The sequence below is a fragment of the Nonomuraea marmarensis genome, assembly GCF_043197025.1.
Lineage (GTDB): Bacteria > Actinomycetota > Actinomycetes > Streptosporangiales > Streptosporangiaceae > Nonomuraea > Nonomuraea marmarensis.
This window is the reverse complement of the sequence record NZ_JBICRM010000003.1, coordinates 204705-226657: the sequence shown is the minus strand read 5'-3', so window position 1 is coordinate 226657 and position 21953 is coordinate 204705. Positions and strand designations below refer to the sequence as shown.

Annotated in this window: 19 protein-coding genes; 11 read left to right on the top strand and 8 right to left on the bottom strand. The window is 68.8% G+C overall.

Going from position 1 to position 21953, the window contains the following annotated elements; genetic code table 11:
• Positions 1 to 70 precede the first annotated feature (70 nt).
• Entirely contained in the window at positions 71 to 3268 is a 3198-nt protein-coding gene (icmF, locus tag ACFLIM_RS06510) for a fused isobutyryl-CoA mutase/GTPase IcmF (RefSeq protein WP_393162943.1), read from the bottom strand.
• 105 nt (positions 3269 to 3373) lie between these two features.
• Here icmF and ACFLIM_RS06505 point away from each other — a divergent pair, with 105 nt between their 5' ends.
• The gene (locus ACFLIM_RS06505) at positions 3374 to 4426 is read left to right on the top strand and encodes a glucose 1-dehydrogenase (RefSeq protein WP_393162941.1); all 1053 of its coding nucleotides are present in this window, start codon (positions 3374 to 3376) and stop codon (positions 4424 to 4426) included.
• Between the two features lie 11 nt (positions 4427 to 4437).
• Here the strand turns inward: ACFLIM_RS06505 and ACFLIM_RS06500 are convergent, their stop codons facing one another.
• The gene (locus tag ACFLIM_RS06500) at positions 4438 to 5247 is read right to left on the bottom strand and encodes a CHAP domain-containing protein (RefSeq protein ID WP_393162939.1); all 810 of its coding nucleotides are present in this window, start codon (positions 5245 to 5247) and stop codon (positions 4438 to 4440) included.
• Between the two features lie 181 nt (positions 5248 to 5428).
• Positions 5429 to 6199, bottom strand: a complete 771-nt coding sequence (locus ACFLIM_RS06495; RefSeq protein ID WP_393162937.1) for a PP2C family protein-serine/threonine phosphatase — start codon at positions 6197 to 6199, stop codon at positions 5429 to 5431.
• A gap of 76 nt (positions 6200 to 6275) precedes the next feature.
• Between ACFLIM_RS06495 and ACFLIM_RS06490 the strand changes: the two genes are divergently transcribed.
• From ACFLIM_RS06490 to ACFLIM_RS06450, 9 genes are all read left to right on the top strand, one after another.
• On the top strand, positions 6276 to 8282 hold the full coding sequence (locus ACFLIM_RS06490; RefSeq protein ID WP_393162935.1) for an HsdM family class I SAM-dependent methyltransferase: 2007 nt from the start codon (positions 6276 to 6278) through the stop codon (positions 8280 to 8282).
• Positions 8283 to 8321: 39 nt separating this feature from the next.
• On the top strand, positions 8322 to 9212 hold the full coding sequence (locus ACFLIM_RS06485; RefSeq protein WP_393162933.1) for a serine/threonine-protein kinase: 891 nt from the start codon (positions 8322 to 8324) through the stop codon (positions 9210 to 9212).
• 143 nt (positions 9213 to 9355) lie between these two features.
• The gene (locus ACFLIM_RS06480) at positions 9356 to 10654 is read left to right on the top strand and encodes an ABC transporter substrate-binding protein (RefSeq protein WP_393162931.1); all 1299 of its coding nucleotides are present in this window, start codon (positions 9356 to 9358) and stop codon (positions 10652 to 10654) included.
• On the top strand, positions 10651 to 11613 hold the full coding sequence (locus tag ACFLIM_RS06475) for a carbohydrate ABC transporter permease (RefSeq protein ID WP_393162929.1): 963 nt from the start codon (positions 10651 to 10653) through the stop codon (positions 11611 to 11613). The genes ACFLIM_RS06480 and ACFLIM_RS06475 overlap by 4 nt, the downstream gene beginning before the upstream one ends.
• Positions 11610 to 12413, top strand: coding sequence for a carbohydrate ABC transporter permease (locus ACFLIM_RS06470; RefSeq protein ID WP_393162927.1), 804 nt, complete (start codon positions 11610 to 11612; stop codon positions 12411 to 12413). The genes ACFLIM_RS06475 and ACFLIM_RS06470 overlap by 4 nt, the downstream gene beginning before the upstream one ends.
• Positions 12410 to 13780 (top strand): GH1 family beta-glucosidase, encoded by a 1371-nt coding sequence (locus ACFLIM_RS06465; protein WP_393162925.1) that lies wholly within the window; start codon positions 12410 to 12412, stop codon positions 13778 to 13780. Before ACFLIM_RS06470 ends, ACFLIM_RS06465 begins: the two co-directional genes overlap by 4 nt.
• A 32-nt stretch (positions 13781 to 13812) precedes the next feature.
• On the top strand, positions 13813 to 14808 hold the full coding sequence (locus tag ACFLIM_RS06460; protein ID WP_393162923.1) for a LacI family DNA-binding transcriptional regulator: 996 nt from the start codon (positions 13813 to 13815) through the stop codon (positions 14806 to 14808).
• 225 nt (positions 14809 to 15033) lie between these two features.
• On the top strand, positions 15034 to 15444 hold the full coding sequence (locus ACFLIM_RS06455; protein WP_393162921.1) for a phospholipase D-like domain-containing protein: 411 nt from the start codon (positions 15034 to 15036) through the stop codon (positions 15442 to 15444).
• Between the two features lie 5 nt (positions 15445 to 15449).
• Entirely contained in the window at positions 15450 to 16316 is an 867-nt protein-coding gene (locus tag ACFLIM_RS06450; protein WP_393162919.1) for a phosphotransferase, read from the top strand.
• A 1-nt stretch (position 16317) separates the two neighbouring features.
• Here the strand turns inward: ACFLIM_RS06450 and ACFLIM_RS06445 are convergent, their stop codons facing one another.
• Positions 16318 to 16845: a carboxymuconolactone decarboxylase family protein gene (locus tag ACFLIM_RS06445; RefSeq protein ID WP_393162917.1), complete on the bottom strand. Its 528-nt coding sequence runs from the start codon at positions 16843 to 16845 to the stop codon at positions 16318 to 16320.
• A 15-nt stretch (positions 16846 to 16860) separates the two neighbouring features.
• On the bottom strand, positions 16861 to 17616 hold the full coding sequence (locus tag ACFLIM_RS06440) for an SDR family NAD(P)-dependent oxidoreductase (RefSeq protein ID WP_393162915.1): 756 nt from the start codon (positions 17614 to 17616) through the stop codon (positions 16861 to 16863).
• Positions 17617 to 17677: 61 nt separating this feature from the next.
• Between ACFLIM_RS06440 and ACFLIM_RS06435 the strand changes: the two genes are divergently transcribed.
• On the top strand, positions 17678 to 18601 hold the full coding sequence (locus ACFLIM_RS06435; RefSeq protein ID WP_393162913.1) for a LysR family transcriptional regulator: 924 nt from the start codon (positions 17678 to 17680) through the stop codon (positions 18599 to 18601).
• Here the strand turns inward: ACFLIM_RS06435 and ACFLIM_RS06430 are convergent.
• From ACFLIM_RS06430 to ACFLIM_RS06420, 3 genes are read right to left on the bottom strand one after another with little or no spacing between them, the layout of a single operon-like run.
• On the bottom strand, positions 18598 to 20112 hold the full coding sequence (locus ACFLIM_RS06430; RefSeq protein ID WP_393162911.1) for a glycoside hydrolase family 13 protein: 1515 nt from the start codon (positions 20110 to 20112) through the stop codon (positions 18598 to 18600). The genes ACFLIM_RS06435 and ACFLIM_RS06430 overlap by 4 nt on opposite strands.
• A 3-nt stretch (positions 20113 to 20115) precedes the next feature.
• The gene (locus ACFLIM_RS06425) at positions 20116 to 21087 is read right to left on the bottom strand and encodes a carbohydrate ABC transporter permease (protein ID WP_393162910.1); all 972 of its coding nucleotides are present in this window, start codon (positions 21085 to 21087) and stop codon (positions 20116 to 20118) included.
• A complete protein-coding gene (locus ACFLIM_RS06420) occupies positions 21084 to 21950 on the bottom strand; it encodes a carbohydrate ABC transporter permease (RefSeq protein ID WP_393162908.1) in 867 nt (288 codons plus the stop codon). Before ACFLIM_RS06420 ends, ACFLIM_RS06425 begins: the two co-directional genes overlap by 4 nt.
• Between the last annotated feature and the right edge of the window lie 3 nt (positions 21951 to 21953).

Sequence of the window (21953 nt, the reverse complement as noted above, 5' to 3'; positions counted from 1 at the left end):
CTCCTGATAGCGATGTTTGCCCAATCGTGATCCTAACTGCGCACGGTGCGGGGCCGATCACCGCCCGGCCTCAGACGTTGCGCCGGTACTGGCCACCCGCCTCGAACAGCGCGTCCGTGATCTGGCCCAGCGAGCAGTAGCGGGCCGCCTCCATCAGCACCTCGAACGCGTTCCCCTCCGACATCGCCGCCTCCCGCAGCCTGGCCAGCTGGGCGGGGGCCTCCGAGCGGTTGCGCTCGTGGAAGGCGTGCAGGCGGTCGAGCTGCGAGCGCTTCTCCTCCTCCGTGCCCCTGGCCAGCTCCAGTTTGTGGGGTTCCGGCTCGTCGCCGTTCGTCCCGTTGCGGAACGTGTTCACGCCGACAATGGGCAGCGAGCCGTCGTGCTTGCGCATCTCGTACAGCATGGACTCGTCCTGGATCTTGCCGCGCTGGTAGCCGGTCTCCATCGCGCCGAGCACGCCGCCGCGGTCCGACAGGCGCTCGAACTCGCTCAGCACCGCCTCCTCCACCAGGTCCGTCAGCTCCTCGACGATGAACGAGCCCTGCAGCGGGTTCTCGTTCCTGGCCAGGCCCCATTCGCGGTTGATGATGAGCTGGATCGCCATGGCCCTGCGGACCGAGTCGGCCGACGGGGTGGTCACGGCCTCGTCGAACGCGTTGGTGTGCAGGCTGTTGCAGTTGTCGTAGATCGCGATCAGGGCTTGGAGGGTGGTGCGGATGTCGTTGAAGTTCATCTCCTGGGCGTGCAGGGACCTGCCCGAGGTCTGGATGTGGTACTTCAGCTTCTGCGAGCGCTCGGCGGCGCCGTACCGCTCCCGCATCGCCACCGCCCAGATGCGGCGGGCCACCCGCCCGAGCACGCTGTACTCGGGGTCCATGCCGTTGGAGAAGAAGAACGACAGGTTGGGCGCGAAGTCGTCGATGTTCATGCCCCTGGCCAGGTACGCCTCCACATACGTGAAGCCGTTGGCGAGGGTGAAGGCGAGCTGGCTGATCGGGTTGGCCCCGGCCTCGGCGATGTGGTAGCCGGAAATCGAGACCGAGTAGAAGTTGCGCACGCCGTTCCGGATGAACCACTCCTGGATGTCGGCCATCATCCTGAGCGAGAACTCGGTGGAGAAGATGCAGGTGTTCTGGCCCTGGTCCTCCTTGAGGATGTCGGCCTGGACCGTGCCCCTGACCGTGGCGAGCGTGCGGGCGCGCAGGTCGCGGTCCTCAGCCTCGTCCGGGTCGCGGCCGTGGTCGGCGCGGAAGCGCTCTCTGGCCTGGTCGATGGCGGCGTTGAGGTAGAAGGCCAGGATCGTCGGGGCCGGGCCGTTGATCGTCATGGACACCGACGTGTTGGGCGCCGCCAGGTCGAAGCCGCCGTAGAGCACCTTCATGTCGTCGAGCGTCGCGATGGAGACCCCCGAAGTGCCGACTTTTCCGTAAATATCGGGCCGCAGGTCCGGGTCGTGGCCGTAGAGCGTCACCGAGTCGAACGCCGTGGACAACCTGGTCGCGGGCTGGCCTTCGGACAGCAGCTTGAAGCGCCTGTTGGTGCGGAACGGGTCGCCCTCTCCGGCGAACATCCTGGTCGGGTCCTCGTCCTCGCGCTTGAACGGGAACACGCCGGCGGTGAACGGGAACGTTCCCGGGAGGTTCTCACCGCGCAGGAACCTCAGCAGGTCGCCGTGGTCGCTGTAGCGGGGCAGGGCGACCCGCGGGATGCGGTTGCCGGAGAGCGTTTCCCGCCAGAGCGGGGTGTGGATCTCGCGGTCGCGGACCTTCACGACCAGCTCGTCGGCGGTGTAGCGCTCCTTGACGGCGGGCCAGGTGTCCAGCAGGGTGCGGCTCTCGTCGCTGAGCTCCCGCTCGGCCTGCGCCTCCAGCTCCGCCAGCCGCGGGTCCTCCAGGAGGGAGCGCACGGCGGCCAGTTGCTGGCGGCGGCGGGCGATCTCGGCCTGGGCGAGCGTCTCGGCGTGGTACGCGCGCACGGTCTCGGTGATGTCGGCCAGGTAGCGCACCCTGGCCGGCGGGACGATGGCGGCCGACGCCTTGGACGTGCGCCCGGACACCTGCGGCAGCAGCCCTGGGCTTTCCCCGGTCGGCAGCAGGCCCCTGAGGTGCTGGTAGAGGGCCGTGACCCCGGCGTCGTTGTAGCGGGCGGCGATGGTGCCGAAGACCGGCATCTCGTCGGGCGACACCCCGAACGCCTCGCGGTTGCGTACGAGCTGGCGGCTCACGTCGCGCAGGGCGTCCTCCGCGCCGCGCCTCTCGTACTTGTTGATCACCACGGCCTCGGCGAAGTCGAGCATGTCGATCTTCTCCAGCTGCGAGGCCGCCCCGAACTCGGGCGTCATCACGTAGACCGGCACGTCCACGTGCGGCACGATCCCGGCGTCGCCCTGGCCGATGCCGGGCGTCTCCACGATCACCAGGTCGTATCCCGCGGCCCGGCAGGCGATGATCACGTCGTCGAGGCAGGCGGGCACCTCGCTGGCCGCTCCCCTGGTGGCCAGGGAGCGGAAGTAGGTCTGGGGGCCCAGGCTGTTCATCCTGATGCGGTCGCCGAGCAGCGCGCCGCCGCCGCGCCTGCGGGTCGGGTCGATGGCGATGATCGCGATGCGTAGCTTGTCGTCGTTGTCGACGCGGAACCTGCGTACCAGCTCGTCGGTGAGCGAGGACTTGCCCGAGCCGCCCGTGCCGGTGATGCCGAGCACGGGCGCCCGCTTGTCCTCGGTCGCCGCGCGCAGGCCCTCGACCAGGTCGGCGGGGGCGCGGCCGGACTCGACGAGCGTGATCGCGCGGGCCAGCGCCGCCTGGTCGCCCGACACCACGGCCTCCACCGAGGGTGCGGCACCCAGCTCGACGTCGCACTCCTCGATCAGCTGGTTGATCATCCCGGGGAGCCCGTATTTCTGGCCGTCCTCGGGCGAGAAGATGCGGGTCACGCCGCGCGAGTGCAGCAACTCGATCTCCTCGGGGACGATCACGCCTCCTCCGCCGCCGTACACCTTGACGTGCCCGGCGCCGCGCTCGCGCAGCAGCTCCACCAGGTACGAGAAGAACTCCACATGCCCGCCCTGGTACGAGCTGATCGCCACCCCCTGGACGTCTTCCTGGATGGCGGCCGTGACGATGTCGTCCACCGAGCGGTTGTGCCCGAGGTGGACCACCTCGGCCCCCTGCGACTGGAGGATGCGCCGCATGATGTTGATCGCCGCGTCATGCCCGTCGAACAGGGCCGCGGCGGTCACGAAACGCACTGGGTGTACCGGGACGTGCACGCCTGATCACTCCTTCGTGAGGGCCTTCACCTATCAAGATACTAGGACGTCCTACTATTCCCCAACCGCCTCCGGGGTAGGGACGGCTACAGGGGGTGACGGCGAATGCGAGCGCTGACGTTTATGCCCGGCAAGAAGGGCACACTCGACGTGGAGGAGGTGCCGGATCCTTCGCCGGGCCCGGGCGAGTTGCTCGTCCAGGGACTGGCCCTGGGCGTCTGCGGCACCGACAGGGAGCTGGTCACCGCCGAGTACGGCTGGCCGCCGCCGGGCAGGGAACGTATGGTCATCGGCCACGAGTCGCTCGGCCGCGTGCTGGAGGCGCCCGACGGCTCCGCCTTCTCCCCCGGCGATCTGGTCGTGGGCGTGGTCCGCCGTCCGGATCCGGTGCCGTGCGGGGCCTGCCGCCGCGGCGAGTTCGACATGTGCCGCAACGGCCGCTACACCGAGCGCGGCATCAAGGAGATCGACGGGTACGCCAGCGAGCGCTGGACCGTCGAGGCCGGATATGCCGTGCGCCTGGATCCCGCGCTGGGGAGCGTCGGCATGCTGGTCGAGCCCACGTCGGTGGTCGCCAAGGCGTGGGAGCACATCGAGCGCATCGGCTCGCGCGGGTGGTTCGAGCCCCGCTCGCTGCTGGTCACGGGGGCTGGGCCGGTCGGGTTGATGGCGGCGATGCTCGGCAGACAGCGCGGGCTCGACGTGCACGTGCTGGACCGGGCACCCGGGGAAGGGCTCAAGCCGAGCCTGGTGGCCGAGCTGGGCGGGACGTACCACTCGGCCACGTCGCTGGAGGCCGTCGCCGGCGTCAAGCCGGACATCATCATCGAGTGCACCGGCGCGGGGCAACTCGTGATGGACGCCATGATCGCCACGGCCGCCGCGGGCATCGTCTGCCTCTGCGGGCTCTCGCCCGGAGGCCGGACGCACCGGGTGGACGCCGGGCTGATCAACCGGGACATCGTGCTGGAGAACGACGTGGTCTTCGGCACCGTCAACGGGAACCTGCGGCACTTCAGGGCCGCCGCGACCGCCCTCGCGCAGGCCGACCTCGGGTGGCTGGAGCGGCTGGTGACCAGGCGGGTGCCGCTGTCTCGCGCCCTGGAGGTCTTCGAGCCCGCCGGCGACGTCAAGGCCGTCATCGACCTCACCGCCTGAGCGGCTCGGGCTCAGCCGGGTTCGTACGGCTTGCGCCTCGTCGAGGTCGAGTGCCTGGTCGCCGCACCCACCGGAACCCGAGTCCTGGTGGTACGGGCGGGCTGCGCAGGTGCGGGATGCGGCTTGGCCGGTGGCTTCTCGCGCGGCGTCCGGGTCGAGGCCTTCGCGGCCGGTGGGGAGGTTGGTGCGTGCCACGGCCAGGGCAGGCGGCGGTGGGTGCCGCGGCGGCGGCCGGAGACGCGGAGCGAGAGCACGATGGTCATCAGCACCATCGCGGCGAGCAGCGCGGGCGGCGTGCCTAAAACGTCCAGCGGCGACCCGTGCCTGACGTCCTCCCGCGGCGCCGACACGAAGGGCCGCTCGGTCGAGCGGATCTCGTCGGGCTTCTCGGCGCCGTCCTTGACCAGGCGCGGCACGCCGTACCCGACGACCTTGTCCGTCTCCCGGGTCTTGCGCTTGAGCCAGACGCGGTCGACGTTCGCCTCGATCGTGTGGATCTTCTTGCCGTCGACGCGCTCCACGACCCCCACGTGGTCGATGCCCTTGTAGCTCTTGCCGCCGCGCCAGTCGAAGAAGACCAGCGCTCCCGGCTCGGGCTTCTGCGTCCACGCGCCTTGCTTCATGAACCAGGCCGCATGGGAGGGTGTCCAGGCGAACTGGCCGACGTAGTCGCCGATGTCGGCCTTGTCCGCCGCCCAGGCGATGAACATGTCACACCAGGGCCCCTTGCGGTACTGGGTGTCTTGGACGCGATCCGCGTACCACTGGCCGAACTTGGTGAACTGGCCGCTCTTCTCCTTGTATCCGAGTTCCTGCCGCACCGTCTTCAGCAGCTCGTCCGCGATCGGGTCCAGAGTGACTCCTCCCAGAAAACCGACAAATCACGATGGACTGTAGTAGCGCCATCGCGAAATTGCGCGGATCACCGGGAAAGTGTCTTGCTATGAGCTGAAATATCGGCTATGTGACTGCTGAGACTGGTGTTGCTCTCTACTATGCTTGTTAGGAGCCGGCACCAACGCGATAGACGCCCGCGTCTCCCGCGCCCGGTGCGACCACGTCGGCCACGATCACGGTCACGTTGTCGGGCGAGCCGCCCTCGTTGGCCAGATCTATCAGCCGCTGGACGACCGCGCCGGGGTCTGCCACCGTGGTCAGCACCTCGTGCAGGACCTCAGGACCGAGCACGGTCGTGAGCCCGTCGGAGCAGAGGAGGTAGCGGTCATCAGGCTCAGCCTCGCGCAGCGCCATGTCAGGCTCGGCCCTGCCCTCGCTGCCCAGCACGCGCAACACCATCGAACGACGGGGGTGCACGGCGGCTTGATCCTCTGTTATCCGTCCTTCGTCCACCATCGACTGCACAAGTGTGTGATCCTTGGTCATCTGGTAGAGAGCGCCATCGCGAAGCAAATATCCGCGGGAGTCACCGAGATGAGCCAGGGCGAACCGGTAGCCGTCCCACAACATGGCGGTCACCGTGGTCCCCATCCCCCTGCGGGCGGGGTCGATGTCGGCCAGCTCGACCAGCCTGCGCGCCGCCTCGTGCACGGCGCCCTCCAGGGCCGTCTCCAGGTCGGAGCCCGTCTCGGGAAGCGTGGCATCCAGCTCGCGCATGACGGCGATCGCCGCCGAGCTCGCCAGCTCGCCGGCCGCGTGTCCACCCATCCCGTCAGCCACCACGAGCAACCGGCCACTCGCGTAACCAGAATCCTCGTTCTGCTCCCTGCGACGGCCCACGTCTGATCCGGCGGCATAGCGGATGTTGTGCTTCATACCCTGCAGTAAATCATTGGTTGAAAGACTTCACAAGCAGATGCGCTGAAGACTCTTGTGAACTACTGTGGGCACCATGAGCCACGACCCGACCGTCAACGCCGGGGACATCGCCCGGCTCGCCGGTGTCGGGCGTGCCGCGGTGAGCAACTGGCGCCGTCGCCACGACGACTTCCCGCAACCCGTTGGCGGCACCGCCAACCAGCCGCTGTTCTCGCTGCGCCAGGTCGAGTCCTGGCTGCGCCGCTATGGGAAGTCCTACCAGGTCTCCCTGGGAGATCGGGTGTGGCAACGCCTGAAAGCCGCCGGCGATCTGCGCCTGGGCGAGCTGGTCGCCCAGGCCGGAGCGCTCCTGACCGGAGTCGGAAGCGCCTCGGGAGTGGCACGTGCCGACGACGGGAAGGCGCAGGGCGCTCGGCCCTACGGCGGCGAGAGCGCGGCGGGGCCAGGGGCGGCCTCCCCAGACGCCGCGCGTGCCACTGACGCGAGCGCGGCGGGCGTGGCGCCTGCCGGTGGGCGTGCGGGTGAGGGGACCGCTCCGAGTGCGAGCGGTGCGGACCCGGAGACGGTGGCGCAAGATCCCGATTGGGCCGAGTTGGAGCCTGAGCTGGCCGAGCTCGTCATGGAGCTGGGTGAGCAGCACGGGACGCTGACCGCGTACGAGTTCCTTTGTGAGCGTTATCTCGAGGCCCACTCCCGGCAACTCTCCGTGACCCGCGAGGACGTGGCGGAGCTGATGGTCAGGCTCGTGGGCGGCGACGGCGCGACCATCCTCGATCCGGCGTGCGGCGTAGGCACGCTACTCCTGACCCCCGCCCAGACAGTGCCCGAAACGGCCGGAGCGCCGCCGCTGGCGGCCAGGATGCTCGGGCAGGAGCTCAGCGAGACCTCGGCCGCCATCACGGCCGCCAGGCTCCGCCTGCGCGGCATCGAGGCCGCGGTCGTGGCCGGCGACTCGATGCGCAACGACGGCTTCGCGGGCGAGAAGGCCGACGCGGTGGTGTGCGATCCGCCGTTCAACGAGCGGGCCTGGGGTTACGAGGAGCTGACCGGCGACCCGCGCTGGGAATACGGCCTGCCGCCGCGCGGCGAGCCGGAGCTGGCCTGGGTGCAGCACTGCCTCACCCACGTCAAGCCGCGCGGCCTGGTCGCCATCCTCATGCCCCCGGCCGCCGCCAGCCGCAAGGCGGGCCGACGCATCCGCGCCAACCTCCTGCGCGCCGGTGCCCTGCGGGCCGTGGTGGCGCTGCCCGGGTCCGACCTGTGGCTGCTGCGCCGCCCGGCGGCAGGCGAGCGCCCGCCCTCCGACGTGCTGATCCTCGACGCCACGGCCGACCTGCCGGCGGTCGAGCCGGCCTGGCACGCCTATCTGGAGGACCGTTCCGACCAGACCGTTCGCATCATCGACCTGCTGGCCGACGAGGTCGACATGACCCCGGCCCGCCACCAGCGGCGTGACGACGTCGGCAAGGCGTACGCCGAGGCCCGCGACCGCTTCCTGGCGGCGGCCGCCGCGCCGCCCGATCTCAAGGTCCTGGAGCAGCCGCTCGACCAGCCCGCCACCACGCTCGGTGACCTGATCAAGGAGGGCTTGGTGGCCACGTCGCAGGCTCCGCCCAAGATGTCCGCCGACGGGGGCGACGTACCGGTCCTCACCTCCGACGACGTGCTCAACGGCACCCCGCCCTCCGGCTACACCACCGTGCAGCCGGGCCTGGTCGCGATCAGGCCCGGCGACGTGGTGGCCTCCTACTCCAGCGTGCGCGTGATGACCGACGGCGGCGCGGTGCTGGGCCCGCTCCTGACCCTCTACCGAGCCGACGCGCGCCGGCTCGATCCCGACTTCCTGGCCGGCTTCCTGCGGGCCGCCAGCGGCCGGGTGACGACCGGTTCCAGCAGGTTCGACGTGCGGCGCACCCGCCTGCCGCGGCTGTCGCTCAAGGAGCAGAAGGCGTACGGCGAGGCCTTCCGGCAGCTCGCCGTGCTGGAAGACGCCATCCGCGAGACCTCGACGCTGGGGCAGACGCTGATCAGGCTGGGCCTGGACGGGCTCGCCGACGGCCACCTGCACCCGCAGTCCTGACGGTGTAGTTTTTTCCCGAAAGGGCAGCGGGGAGGGCGAATGGTCATCGGTGACCGCTATGAGCTCGACGACCTCCCGCTTGGACAAGGCGGCATGGGCGCCGTCTACGCGGGCCACGACCGGCACCTCGACCGCCGCGTCGCGGTGAAGCTGCTCAGGCTGCCGAGCGGGCCCGACCAGGAGCTGGAACGCCGGTTCATCCGCGAGGCCCGCATCCTGGCCCGGCTGGAGCATCCTGGCGCCCCCGTGCTCTACGACTTCGGCACCCACGAGCAGCGGCTCTACCAGGTGATGCAGTTCATCGAGGGCGTCACGGTGGCCGACGTGGTCAGCGAGCACGGGCCGCTGCCGGTGCCGTGGGCCGCCGCGATCGCGGCCCAGGCGTGCGCCGTGTTGTCGGCGGCCCACGCCCTGTCGATCTGCCACCGCGACCTCAAGCCGACGAACCTCATGCTCTGCCCCGACGGCAGCGTGAAGGTGCTCGACTTCGGGCTGGCCATGTTGCGCGACACGGAGGTCACCACGTTCACCAGGATCGGGCAGATCCTGGGCACGCCGGCGTACATGGCTCCCGAGCAGATCCAGCACGGCGTGGCCGAACCGCGCAGCGACCTCTACTCGCTCGGCTGCGTGCTGCACGAGATGCTGACCGGGCGCCAGCTGTTCACCGGGCCGACCGACTACGTGGTCTTCGAGAAGCAGGTCAAGGAGCGCCCGCCGGCCATTCCCGGGCTGCCGGGTGAGCTGGGGACGCTGCTGTCGGAGCTGCTGGAGAAGAAGCCGGACGACCGGCCGGGGGACGCGAACGAGCTGTACGAGCGGCTCGACCCGTTCGCGGTCGACTTGCCCATGTTGCCCGGCTTCCTGACCAAAGCGCCGAGCCCCGGCCGCATGTACGCCCGCATGGCGGGCCGGGCCCTCAGCGGCTGACCACCGCCGCCCGAGCGAGAACGCGCTCTCCGAGAGCCCGGATCGTTATTTAACCACCGTTGACAGGACCCTGTGAGGGCCGAGACTCTGTCGAGAGAGCGCTCTCTCACATCCCCCTTAGTCCCAACCCTGGAGGGTTTGCGATGACCCCTCGTATCCGGCGGCTCGGCCTGCCTCTGCTCACCGCGTCCGTACTCGCCCTGGCGACGGCATGCGGTGGCGGCGGTGGCGGGAACACTGCTACTGAGGCGAGCGCCAAACCGGGAGAGAAGATCAAGCTGACGGTCGGCCTCTTCGGCGACTTCGGCTTCAAACCGCTCTACGAGGAATACAAGAAGACCCATCCCAACATCGAGATCGTCGAGAACGTCACGCAGTTCAACGACCACCACAGCAACCTGGTCAAGCGGCTGGCCACGAACGCCGGCGCGGGCGACGTCGAAGCGGTGGAGGTCGGCTACATCAGCACGTTCACCGCCCAGCCCGCCAAGTTCACCGACCTCAAGCAGTACGGGTTGGACAAGCGCCAGGCCGACTACCTCGACTGGAAGTGGCAGCAGGGCCTGAGCAAGGACGGCACGCAGGTGCTCGGGCTCGGCACCGACGTGGGCGGGCTGGCCATGTGTTACCGCAAGGACCTGTTCAAGAAGGCCGGGCTGCCGGAGGACAGGACCGAGGTGGCAGCGCTCTGGCCGACGTGGGAGGAGTACATCGCGACCGGCAAGAAGTTCGCCGCGGCGAACGTGGCCGGCGCCAAGTTCGTGGACAGCCCCGGTGAGATCTTCCGCGCCATGGTCAACCAGGCGCCCATCGGCCTGTACGACGCCCAGGACCAGATCATCGTGGCCTCGAACCCCGAGGTGAAGAAGGCCTGGGACCTGTCGAACCAGCTCACCCAGGAGGGCCTGACCGCCAAGCTGGCGGCCTTCTCCCCGCCGTGGAACACCGGGTTCGCCAAGGGCTCGTTCGCCACGATCATCTGCCCGGCCTGGATGACGGGCTTCATCCAGGAGCAGGCCAAGGGCGCCAGCGGCAAGTGGGACATCGCGACCGTGCCCGGTGGTTCCGGCAACAGCGGCGGCTCGCACCTGATGGTGCCCAAGCAGAGCAAGCACCCGAAGGAGGCCGCCGAGCTGATCGACTTCCTGACCTCCAAGGACAACCAGGCCAGGGTGTTCAAGGAGGAGGGCGCGTTCCCGTCGATCCCGGCGCTCTACGACGACCCGTCGATCCAGAGCTTCACCAAGCCGTTCTTCGGTGACGCCCCCATCGGCAAGATCTACTCTGAGGCCGCCAAGGCGCTCAAGCCGCAGCATCTCGGCCCCAAGGAGGCCGACGTGCGCACCGCCATCGGCAACGGCCTCGGCCGCGTCGAACAGGGCAAGCAGACGCCGGACGAGGCGTGGGCCCAGGTGCTCGAGGACGTCAAGAAGATCAAATGAGCACCCTTCCCCTCGCGGTCACGCGACGGCGTAGGCGCAGCGTGCGGCACACCCTCGACGTGAGGGTGTCGCCGTACGCCTACGTGGCGCCGTTCTTCCTGCTGTTCTGCGCCTTCGGGCTGTTCCCGCTGGTCTACACGGCCTGGGTGAGCCTGCACGAATGGACGTTGTTGTCGGAGACCCAGACGTTCATCGGGCTGGACAACTTCTCGACGCTGCTCGCCGACGAGTACTTCTGGAACGCGACGTTCAACACACTGTCCATCGGCGTGATCTCGACCGTGCCGCAGCTCGCGCTGGCCATCTGGCTGGCGCACCTGCTCAACCGGCGGCTGCGGTTCCAGACGTTGTTCCGGATCTCGCTGCTACTGCCGAACGTCACGAGCGTGGTGGCGGTGGTGGTGATCTTCAGCCAGCTCTTCGGCCGCGACTTCGGGCTGATCAACTGGGTGTTGTCGTGGTTCGGGGCCGGCAACATCGACTGGGGGGCGGGCACTGCGACCTCGCACGTCGCCCTGTCGATCATGATCATGTGGCGGTGGACGGGCTACAACGCGCTGATCTTCCTGGCCGCCATGCAGGCCGTGCCGCGCGAGTTGTACGAGGCCGCCACCATCGACGGCGCGAGCAACTTCAAGCAGCTCCGCAAGATCACCATTCCGATGATCCGGCCGACGATCATCTTCGTGGTCATCGTCTCCACGATCGGCGCCATGCAGATCATCGCCGAGCCCCTGTTGTTCGGGCAGGCCAGCGGCGGCGGGGGCGGTATAGCCACCGGCGGTCCTGACCGGCAGTTCCAGACCCTGGCGCTGTTCGTCTACGAGCAGGGCTTCGCGAACTCGACGTTCGACTTCGGGTACGCCTCCGCCGCGTCGTGGCTGATGTTCCTGGCCGTGGTGATCGTCGCCGGGATCAACTTCCTGATCAGCCGCAGGGTGAAGGGCGGGCTGGTATGAGGCTGCGTTATCTGACCCTGACCGCGGTGGCCTTCTTCTCGGCGTTCCCGCTCTACTACAGCGTCGTGGTGGCCTCCAGGCACAACTCGGCGCTGGCCGAGGTGCCGCCGCCGCTGATCCCCGGCGGGAACTTCTTCGCCAACGTCGCCAGGGTCTTCGACACCGTCCCCTTCGGGCTCGCGCTGGTCAACTCCGTCATCGTGGCGGGGTCGATCTCGATCGCGGTGATGTTCTTCTCGACGCTGGCCGGGTTCGCCTTCGCCAAGCTGAAGTTCAGGGGCAGGAACATCATGCTCGTGATCACCGTCGCGACCATGATGGTCCCGGCGCAGCTCGGCATCATCCCGCTCTACATGCTCATGGTGAAGCTGGAGTGGACCGGCACCAACTACGCGCTGATCGTGCCCGCGCTGGTCAACGCGTTCGGCGTGTTCTTCATGACGCAGTACCTGTCGCGGGCCCTGCCCACCGAGCTGCTGGAGGCGGGGCGGGTGGACGGGTGCACGACGTGGGGGTTGTTCTGGCACGTGGTGCTGCCGGCCGCGCGGCCCGCGGCGGCGGTGCTGGGCATGCTGACGTTCATGTCGGCCTGGAACGACTACTTCTGGCCGCTGGTCGTGCTGAGCCCGGACAACCCGACGGTCCAGGTGGCCTTGTCGACATTGGCCAGCGGGTACGTCAACGACTACGTGCTGGGGCTGGCGGGCACCGCGATCGGCACGCTGCCGCTCGTGGCCGTCTTCGCCCTGTTCGGCAAGCAAATCATCGGTGGAATCATGCAAGGAGCTGTTAAGGGATGATCTTTCCCGAGGACTTCGTCTGGGGCGCCGCGACGGCCTCCTATCAGATCGAGGGGGCGGTCAAGGAGGACGGGCGAGGCCAGTCGATCTGGGACACCTTCTCCCACACCCCCGGGAACGTGGCCGACGGCGACACCGGAGACGTGGCCTGCGACCACTACCACCGCTACAAGGACGACATCGGGCTGATGAGCGAGCTGCGGCTGGCGGCCTACCGGTTCTCGATCGCGTGGCCGCGCATCCAGCCGGACGGCGAAGGGTCGATCAACCCGCGCGGGCTGGCGTTTTACGACAAGCTCGTCGATTCACTACTGGACGCCGAAATTTCGCCTTATGTCACGCTTTATCACTGGGATCTTCCTCAAGGGCTCGAAGACCGTGGTGGTTGGACAAATCGGGATACGGCCTACCGGTTCGCCGACTACGCGCAGGCCGTACACGACAAGCTCGGGGACCGGGTCAGCGACTGGGCGACGCTGAACGAGCCGTGGGTGGCGGCGTTCCTCGGCTACGGCAACGGCGTGCACGCGCCGGGCCGCCGCGACCCGGGCGACGCCATGCGCTCGGCGCACCACCTGCTGCTCGGCCACGGGCTGGCGGCGCGGCGGCTGCGCTCGGGCGGCGCGCAGAGCATCATGCTCGTGGTGAACTCCTCCCCCGTCCTCACCCCGGCCCAGGTCAACGACCCTGCCGCGGTGCCGAACGAGGCGGACGCGGCCGTGGCGCACCGCATCCACACGCTGCTGACCAGGCAGTTCCTGGATCCCGCGGTATACGGCACGTACCCGTCCGAAGTCCTGGAGGCGGCGGCGCGCAACGGCGGGACGGACCACATCCAGGACGGCGACCTCGCGCTGATCAACGCGCCGATCGACCTGGTCGGCGTCAACTACTACAACCCGTGCGTGGTCGAGGCGGGCCCGGGGCTGCCCGCCGACGCCGCGTGGCCGGGCTCGGAGGGGGTCAGGTTCGCCACGGCGGACGCGCCGACGACCGCGATGGGCTGGCCGATCGTGCCCGACGGCCTGTCCAGGCTGCTGGTACGGCTCTCCCAGGACTATCCGCAGGTCGGCCTCATGGTCACGGAGAACGGCGCGGCCTTCGACGACGTCGTGGAGAACGGCCGGGTGCACGACGACCAGCGGGTGGCGTACCTGGACGGGCATCTGCGCGAGGTGCACCGGGCCATCGAGGCGGGCGCGGACCTGCGCGGCTATCTGGTCTGGTCGTTGCTCGACAACTTCGAGTGGGCGGAGGGTTACCGGCGACGTTTTGGCATCGTACATGTGAACTATGCGACACAAACCAGGGTGCCCAAGGACAGCGCGCTGTGGTACCGGGACGTGATCGGCCGAAACGGCCTGTAGATTTTTTCCGTGCTCTCCCACTTGGTGCAGTCATGAGACGCCCGACCCTCGAGGCGGTCGCCGCCCGGGCGGGTGTCTCGCGCGCCACCGCCTCCCGGGTCGTCAACGGGCAGACGACGGTCGCGCCCCACATCCGCGACGCCGTGCAGCGCGCGATCGACGAGCTGGGCTACGTGCCCAACTCGGCCGCGCGCAGCCTGGTCACCCAGCGCACCGACTCCATCGCCCTGGTCGTCAGCGAGCCGGGCACCCGGGTCTTCTCGGAGGATCCGATGTTCTCCACGGCGATCAGGTCGGCCTCGATGGAGCTCGAGGCGGTGAACAAGCAGGTCGTGTTAATGCTGGCCTCCTCCGCCAAGAGCCACGCCCGGGTGGAGCGTTACATCGCGGGCGGGCACGTGGACGGCGTCATGCTGATCTCCATGCACGGCGCCGACCCGCTGCCGTCCGCGCTGTCGCGCCTTCCCGTCCCCGTGGTCTCGTACGGGCGGCCGGCCGTGCCGGTGGACATCCCGTTCGTCGACAACGACAACGTGGGCGGGGCCGAGGCCGGGGTCAGACATCTGGTGGAGACGGGGCGGCGCAGGATCGCCACGATCGCTGGCCCGCAGGACATGATCGCGGGCCAGGACCGGCTCTCTGGCTACCGCAACGTGTTGCGGGACTCGGACCGCCGCTCGATCGTCGCGGTCGGCGACTTCACCCGCGAGTCGGGCGCGATCGCGATGCGGCAACTCCTCGGGGACGACCCCGCGCTGGACGCCGTCTTCGTGGCCAACGACCTGATGGCGGTCGGGGCGCTGCAGTCGCTGCGCCAGGCCGGTCGCCGGGTCCCCGACGACGTGGCCGTGGTGGGCTTCGACGACATCGAGGCGGCGAAATACACCGAGCCCCCGCTGACGACCCTCCGCCATCCGGTGACCGAGCAGGCGGCGGCCATGGTCAGGCTGCTGCTCGGCCTGTTCGAGGACGGCCCGACCGATCCGGTGATCCTGCCCACGGAGCTGGTGGTCAGGGAATCCGCCTGACTCGTTGACAAAGCGCCCGGTGACACGTACTTCGCGGACCTGCAAGCCGGCCGCCGCAAGGCGGTCAACCCCGGCTACTACTGGACCTCCCCCACGGGAACCACGCACCGGGCCACCTTCTACCCGCGCCTGGCCACGGACCCCGACCCGATCGTCTCCATCCTGAAGCTCGTCGAGTGCAGCTACCGCGACACGGGCGGCGTCACCCGGCAGACCGACATCCGCATGGCGCTGACCGCGTTCAACAAGAACCGGGTGGCGATCGCGAACGAGCTGGTCCGGCTGCGCGGCGAGAACTGCTGGGTGGACATCGTGTACTACGAGAACGCGCCGGGGGACGCGAAGAACGTGGACGACACGATCCGCCAGACGCTGGCCAAGACGGCGAACGGGAGGAGCATCCAGGTGACGCCCTGCCGGTTCAGGGTCGGGACGCGGGACGTGGTGACGCACAACAAGGTCATGATGATCGACGGGTTCTACGACGACGACATCACGCCGCGGGTGTACACGGGGAGTGCGAACTTCACGTACATGGAGAACTCGGACGACGCGTTCGTGCGGATCTCCGGTCGCGACATCCACACCCAGTACCTGTCCTGGTTCTACGACCTCCGGAGCGCTTGTAGAGGATAGGGGGCATGACGTCCAACAGCGCCGCCGTGGCCGCCGCCGTCGCCGTTGCCCGGGAGCACGGTGTCCGGGTGCGGGAGCCGGTGATGCTCAAGGACTCGTTCAATCTGCGGATCCACCTGCGGCCCGCGCCGCTCGTGGCGCGGGTGCCCACCGTCACCGCGCTCGGGCGGTCGCGGCCGGCGGAGGCGTTGCGGCGCGAGTTGGAGGTCGTGTCCTATCTGCATGGGCAGGGGGTGCCGGTGGTGCCGCCGAGCGATCTGCTGCCTGCCGGGCCCCATCTGCGGGACGGGGTCTGCGTGTCCTTCTGGGCGCATGTCGAGCACGACCTCGGTTATCAGGTGACGCCGGAGGTCGCCGGGCGGGCGCTGGCCGAGTTGCATGAAGGGCTGCGCGGGTTCTCCGGGGAGTTGCCTTATCTCGGGCCCGTGCTGGACGAGCCGGTGCGGCTGATCGAGCTGGTCGCCGATGTGGTCGGACCCGGTGTGGCGGGGCGGTTGCGGGAGGCTCATGCCGGGCTGGCTTCGCGGTTGGGCGGTGCCATGACGCAGGCCGTTCACGGTGATGCTCATCCGGGGAACCTGCTCGCCACGCCCGGTGGGCTGTTGTGGAACGACTTCGAGGAGTGCATGGCCGGGCCCGTCGAGTGGGATCTGGCCTGCCTGCTGCGGACGACCAGGCTCGATGGGCGGGCGGCCGTGCAGGCTTATGGAGGAGATCCCGACGATCCGGGGTTGCGGGACTTTCTGGCGGCTCGTGGGTTGCAGGGGACCCTGTGGGTGATGGTCAGGGCGCTGCGGTTTCCGTCCGAGGCCGGAGCGGCCCGTGCGGCGCTGGACGCCTGGTTGCGGGATCCCAGCGGCGCCACTCGGTGAGCTACACCCGGAAGACGCGTAGTTGGAGTGCCAGGGTCGTGTAGTAGCCGACCAAGGTGGTCAGCTCGAAGAGCTGTTCCTTGTCCAGGGTCGCGTATTCCTCGTCGTCCAGGTCGCCCTTCGTCAGCAGGCCCCGGGTCACGTTGAGGATCGCCGTTTCCGTGGCGTCCGAGAGCCGCAGGGGCGCGCCGGTGCGGAGGGCTTGCAGTTGGTCGTCCGTGAAGCCCAGGTCGCGGGCGATGGGCTCGTGGGCCGCTCGCTCGAACGCGCTGTCGTGGTGGTTGGCGACCGCCAGGATCGCCAGCTCCCGCGCCCGGTCCGTCAGCGAGGAGCGGTAGCGGATGGCCGCCCCCAGCTCCTGCAGCGGATCGCCGACGGGCGGGCTGAGGAGCATCGCGTTGAACGGGCCGGTGAGCCCGCCCTCCGAGTCGACCATGAACTGGCCGCGCGGGCCCGAGGTGATCTTCTCGTAGAGGGCGCGGGCTTGCGGGGTCAGGTCTTGCGGGGGTGTTCTGCGCAGCCGTGACATCCCGTGATCGTATCCCTAGACGGGCACCACGCCTCCCTGCGGGCCGAGGAAGTAGCCGCCGGTCACGTCGAGCACGTGCCCGGTGATCCAGCGGGAGTCCTCGCTGGCCAGCAGGGCCACGGCGGCGGCGATGTCCTCCGGGCGGCCGATGCGGCCCAGCGCGGTGAGGTCCGTGACAGCGGCGCCGCCGGTGGGGTCGTCGCGGAGCCAGGCGTTCATGTCCGTGTCCGTGACGCCCGGGGAGACGGTGTTCACGGTGATGTTCCTGGGGCCGAGGATGGGGGCCAGGCTGAAGCCGAGCGTGTCGAGTGCGCCCTTGGTCATTGAATAAACGAGGTCGGGCAGGGCGATGCGGACCACGGCCGAGGAGATGTTGATGATCCTGCCGCCGTCGTTCAGCAGCGGCAGCGAACGCTCGATCACGAAGTACGGTGCCCGCACGTTCACGGCGAACACCCGGTCGAACTGCTCCTGGTTCACCGTGCCGAGGACCCCGCCCAGGATGGCGGCGTTGTTGACCACGATGTCCAGGCGGTCCTCCCGCAGCCCCTCGAACAACGCGTCCACGCCCTGCTCGAACTCCGCCTGCACCGCGTACGCCCGCCCGCCCGCGTTCTCGATCGCGGCCACCGTCTCCTTGGCCAGGTCGTCGTTCCTGGCGTAGTGGACGATCACCTGGGCTCCGTCGGCGGCCAGGCGCTCGGCGATCGCTCGTCCGATGCCGCGCGAGGCTCCGGTCACAAGTGCTGTCTTACCCGACAAATCTCTCATGTCTTCATCGTGGGGTGCGGCTCGCGTACCCGTCCAAGACCGGCTGTTATAGCTTCTTGCTATGGATGCCCATATCCGGGATTTGCGGTATTTCGTGGCGGTGGCGGAGGAGCTGAGCTTCACACGGGCGGCCGCCGAGCGGCTCTACATCGCGCAGCCCTCGTTGAGCAGGCAGATCAGGCGGCTGGAGTTGTCCATGCGGGCCACGCTGTTCGAGCGGGACCGGCGTACCGTGTCGTTGACCGCGGCCGGGGCGGCGCTGCTGCCGGAGGCCCGGCGGATCATCGAGCAGTGGGAGGGCGCGCAGCGGGCGGTGGCCGCGGCGCGGGCGGACCGGATCCTGGTCATCGGGTTCCAGACGCGGATCGGGCGCGGGCTCGTGCCGTCGATCAGGGAGACGCTGCCCGAGTGGGATCTCCGGTTCCGGCAGGTGGCGTGGAGCGATCCGACCGTGGGGCTGGGGGACCGGCATGTGGACGTGGCCATCGCCTGGCTGCCCCTACCCGACACCGGTGAGTACGACTGGACGGTGGTGAGCACGGAGGAGCGATGGGTGGCGTTGCCCGCCGCGCACCGGCTGGCCTCCCGCGCCGAGGTCGAGTTCGCCGAGCTGGCCGAGGAGCCGTTCGTGGCCTTTCCGGTTTCGGCCGGGCCCATGCGGGACTTCTGGCTGGCCGGCGACCAGCGCTCGGCTCCGGCCGTCGTGGGGGCGGAGGCGGAGACGGCCGAGGAGGCGTTCGAGCTGGTCGCCTCGGGGCGGGCCGTGGTGCTGGTCTCCGCCGGGAACGCCGAGCTCTACGGGCGCGACGACGTGGTCAGCCGGCCGGTCGCGGGGTTGCCGCCGAGCAGACTGGCCATCGTCTGGCGGCGGGACGACCGGCGGGAGGCGGTCCGGGCGCTGGTGGAGGCGTCCGTCCGGTGCCTGTGCGGCTCATCGGGAAGCCCCGCCACGGGAAGCTCGCAGGCTCCCCGTGGCGGACGCTAGAACCTGGTCAGCCAGACCGTGGTGTCGGAGGGCAGGACCCCGTCCTCAAGCGGGCCGCTGGCCAGCGCGACCTCGCCGGCAGGCAGAGGCAGCGGCTCTGGACCGAGGTTCGTGACGCAGGTCAGGCCCGAGTCGCGGGTGAAGGCCAGGACGTTCTCACCCAGCGGCAGCCAGGTCATGGTGCCGTCTCCCAGCAACTCCCTACGGAGACCCAGCGCCGTGCGGTACAGGTTGAGCATGGAGCCCAGGTCCGTACGCTGGGCTTCCGCGGTCAGCTTGTGCCAGCCGTCCGGCTGCGGGAGCCAGGGCCTGTCCCCGCCGAAGCCGAACGGGGGTTCCTCCCCCGACCACGGCAGCGGGATGCGGCAACCGTCGCGGCCCGGGTTCGTGCCGCCCGATCTGGCGTACATCGGGTCCTGGCGCAGCTCGTTCGGGAGGTCCTCCACTTCCGGCAGGCCGAGCTCCTCCCCCTGGTAGACGTAGACCGAGCCGGGCAACGCCATCGCCAGCAGCGCGGCCGCCCGTGCGCGGTGGTAGCCGAGCTCCAGGTCCGAGGGGGTGCCGTGGAGGCGGCCGCCGTGGGCGAACGTGGTGTCCGCCCGGCCATAGCGGGTGACCGGCCTGGTCACGTCGTGGTTCGACAGGACCCACGTCGGCGGGGCGCCGATGGGGGTGTGGGTGGTCAGGGTCAGGTCGATGACCCGGCGCAGCTCCGCCGGGTCCCAGGGGCAGGACAGGAAGTCGAAGTTGAAAGCCGTGTGCAACTCGTCGGGACGCAGGTAGCGGGCGAAACGCTCCTGGTCGGGGAGCCATACCTCCCCGATCAGGATGCGCTCGCCATACTCGTCGGCCACCTCGCGCCACCGGCGGTAGACGTCGTGGACCTCGTCGAGGTCTTCGTAACTGGTGTCGGATTTGATGAGCAGGGCCGCGGAGTCGACGCGTACGCCGTCCACGCCGCGGTCGAACCAGAACCGGAGCACGCCCTCGAACTCCTGGTGCACCTCCGGATTCGTCCAGTTGAAGTCCGGCTGCTCAGGGGCGAACAGGTGCAGGTACCACTGGCCGTCGGGGACCTGGGACCAGGCCGAGCCGCCGAAGATGGACTGCCAGTCGTTCAGCGGCTCGTCGGCGAACCAGAAGCGGTCGCGCGCGGCCGGGTTGGCCAGGGCCTCCTTGAACCAGGCGCTCTCCGTCGAGCTGTGGTTCGGCACCACGTCGATGATGACCTTGATGTCCAGCTCATGCGCCTCCGCGATGAACTTCTCCGCCTCGTCCAGCGTCCCGAAAACCGGCTCGATGTCCCGGTAGTCGGCCACGTCGTAGCCGCCGTCGGCCATCGGCGACGGATACCACGGGTTGAGCCAGATGGCGTCGATCCCGAGATCCTTCAGGTACGTCAGGCGGGAGCGCAGGCCGGCGAGGTCGCCCACGCCGTCGCCGTTCCCATCGGCGAAGCTACGCAGGTAGACCTGGTAGATCGCGGCCCCCCGCCACCACGTTTGCGACATGCGCTATCCCTTAATGCTTCCGGCGGTGAGTCCCGCCATGATGTGCCGTTGGAAGATGAAGAAAACGATGATCATGGGGATGCTGGCGATGACCAGGCCGCCCATGACTTGGTTCTGGGTCACCGCTCCGGCCGTCTGCGACAGGCCCACGCTGATCGTCATCTTCTCGCTGTCGGTCATGACCAGCAGCGGCAGGACGAAGTCCTTGAACGCGGTGACGATCGTGAAGATGGAGACCACGCCCAGGATCGGCCTGGAGATCGGCAGCACGACCGACCACAACACCCGCACGGGGCCCGCGCCGTCGATCTGCGCCGCCTCGATCAGCTCCCGAGGTATGGAGTCGAAGAACCGCTTGAGCAGGAAGATGTTGAAGCCGTTCGCCGCCGCCGGGAACCACAGGCCCCAGGCGTTGTTGAGCAGGTTCAGGTCGACGATCGTGACGTAGAGCGGGATGAGGATCACCATCGGCGGGATCATCAGCGTGGCGAGCATCGCGCCGAGGATCACGTTGCCGAACATCGGCCGCAGCTTCGACAGCGCGTACGCCGCCGTCACGTCCACGGCCATCGAGAACAACCAGGCGCCCAGGGCGTAGTACGCCGTGTTCCCCAGCAGCGTGCCGATGTCGAACAGGTCCCACGCCTCGAAGAAGGCGCTGATCGACGGATCCGCCGGGAAGAGCGACGGCGGCATCTCGGCGATCTCCTCCGGCGTCTTCATGGCGCCGGTGATCATCCAGTAGAGCGGGAAGACGAAGGCCAGCGTGAAGACCACGATGACCGCGACGAGCACCAGCCAGTAGATGCGCCGCCCCCACCTGCTGTTGAGCTGGTGCGGTGAGACGATCGTGCGGAACTGCACCTGGATCGGCTTCGGCGACCTCCGCCTGCCCCGCGACTTCCTGGACCCGGCTCGGTGAGGCGGCTCGGTCGCTGCCTCCCGCCTGCGCTCGGTGGCGCCTACGGAGGTCATGCCTTGTCCTCCCGGGTCGTCCTGAGCTGGAAGGCCGCGAAGACGAGGAGCACGAGCATGAGCATCATGCCGAGCGCGCCCGCCTGGCCGTAGTTCATCTGCGAGAAGGCGAACTGGTACATCAGGTACGCGACCGACACCGTGGCGTTCTCCGGCCCACCGCCGGTGAGCATGTACGGCTCGATGAACACCTGCATGGTCGCCACGATCTGCAACATCAGCATGAGCAGCAGGATCAGCCGGGTCTGCGGGATCGTGACGTGCCTGATCCGCTTGAAGATCCCCGCCCCGTCGAGCTCGGCGGCCTCGTACAGCTCGGGCGCGATGTTCTGCAGCGCGGCCAGGTAGATCAGCGTCGCGCTGCCCATGTTCATCCACGTGGACACGAGGACCAACGAGATCAGGGCGGTCGACGACGAGTCGAGCCAGGCCAGCGGTGGCAGGTGGAAGAAGTCCAGCACCTGGTTGAACAGCCCGGGCCCCGGATCGTAGAACCACCTGAACAGCAGCACCGCGACGATCGGCGGCAACATGACCGGCAGGTAGACCACGAACCTGAGGTAGGCCCGGGCGTGGCGCAATTCGTTCAGCACGAGCGCGACGACGAACGGGACGGCGTAGCCGCAGAGCAGCGCGAGCAGCGTGAACTCCACGGTGTTCAGCCAGGCCTCGCCGAACGCCGGATCCTGGACCGCCGACTTGAAGTTGTCCAGTCCCACCCAGGTGGGCGGGTTGATCAGGTCGGTCTTCTGGAAGCTCAGAATGAACTCCCTGACCATCGGATACCAGGCGAACACCGTGAAGCAGATCAGCGCCGCGCACAGGAACCCGTAGGCCGTCAGATTGCGCCTCAAGATTCCCATCAA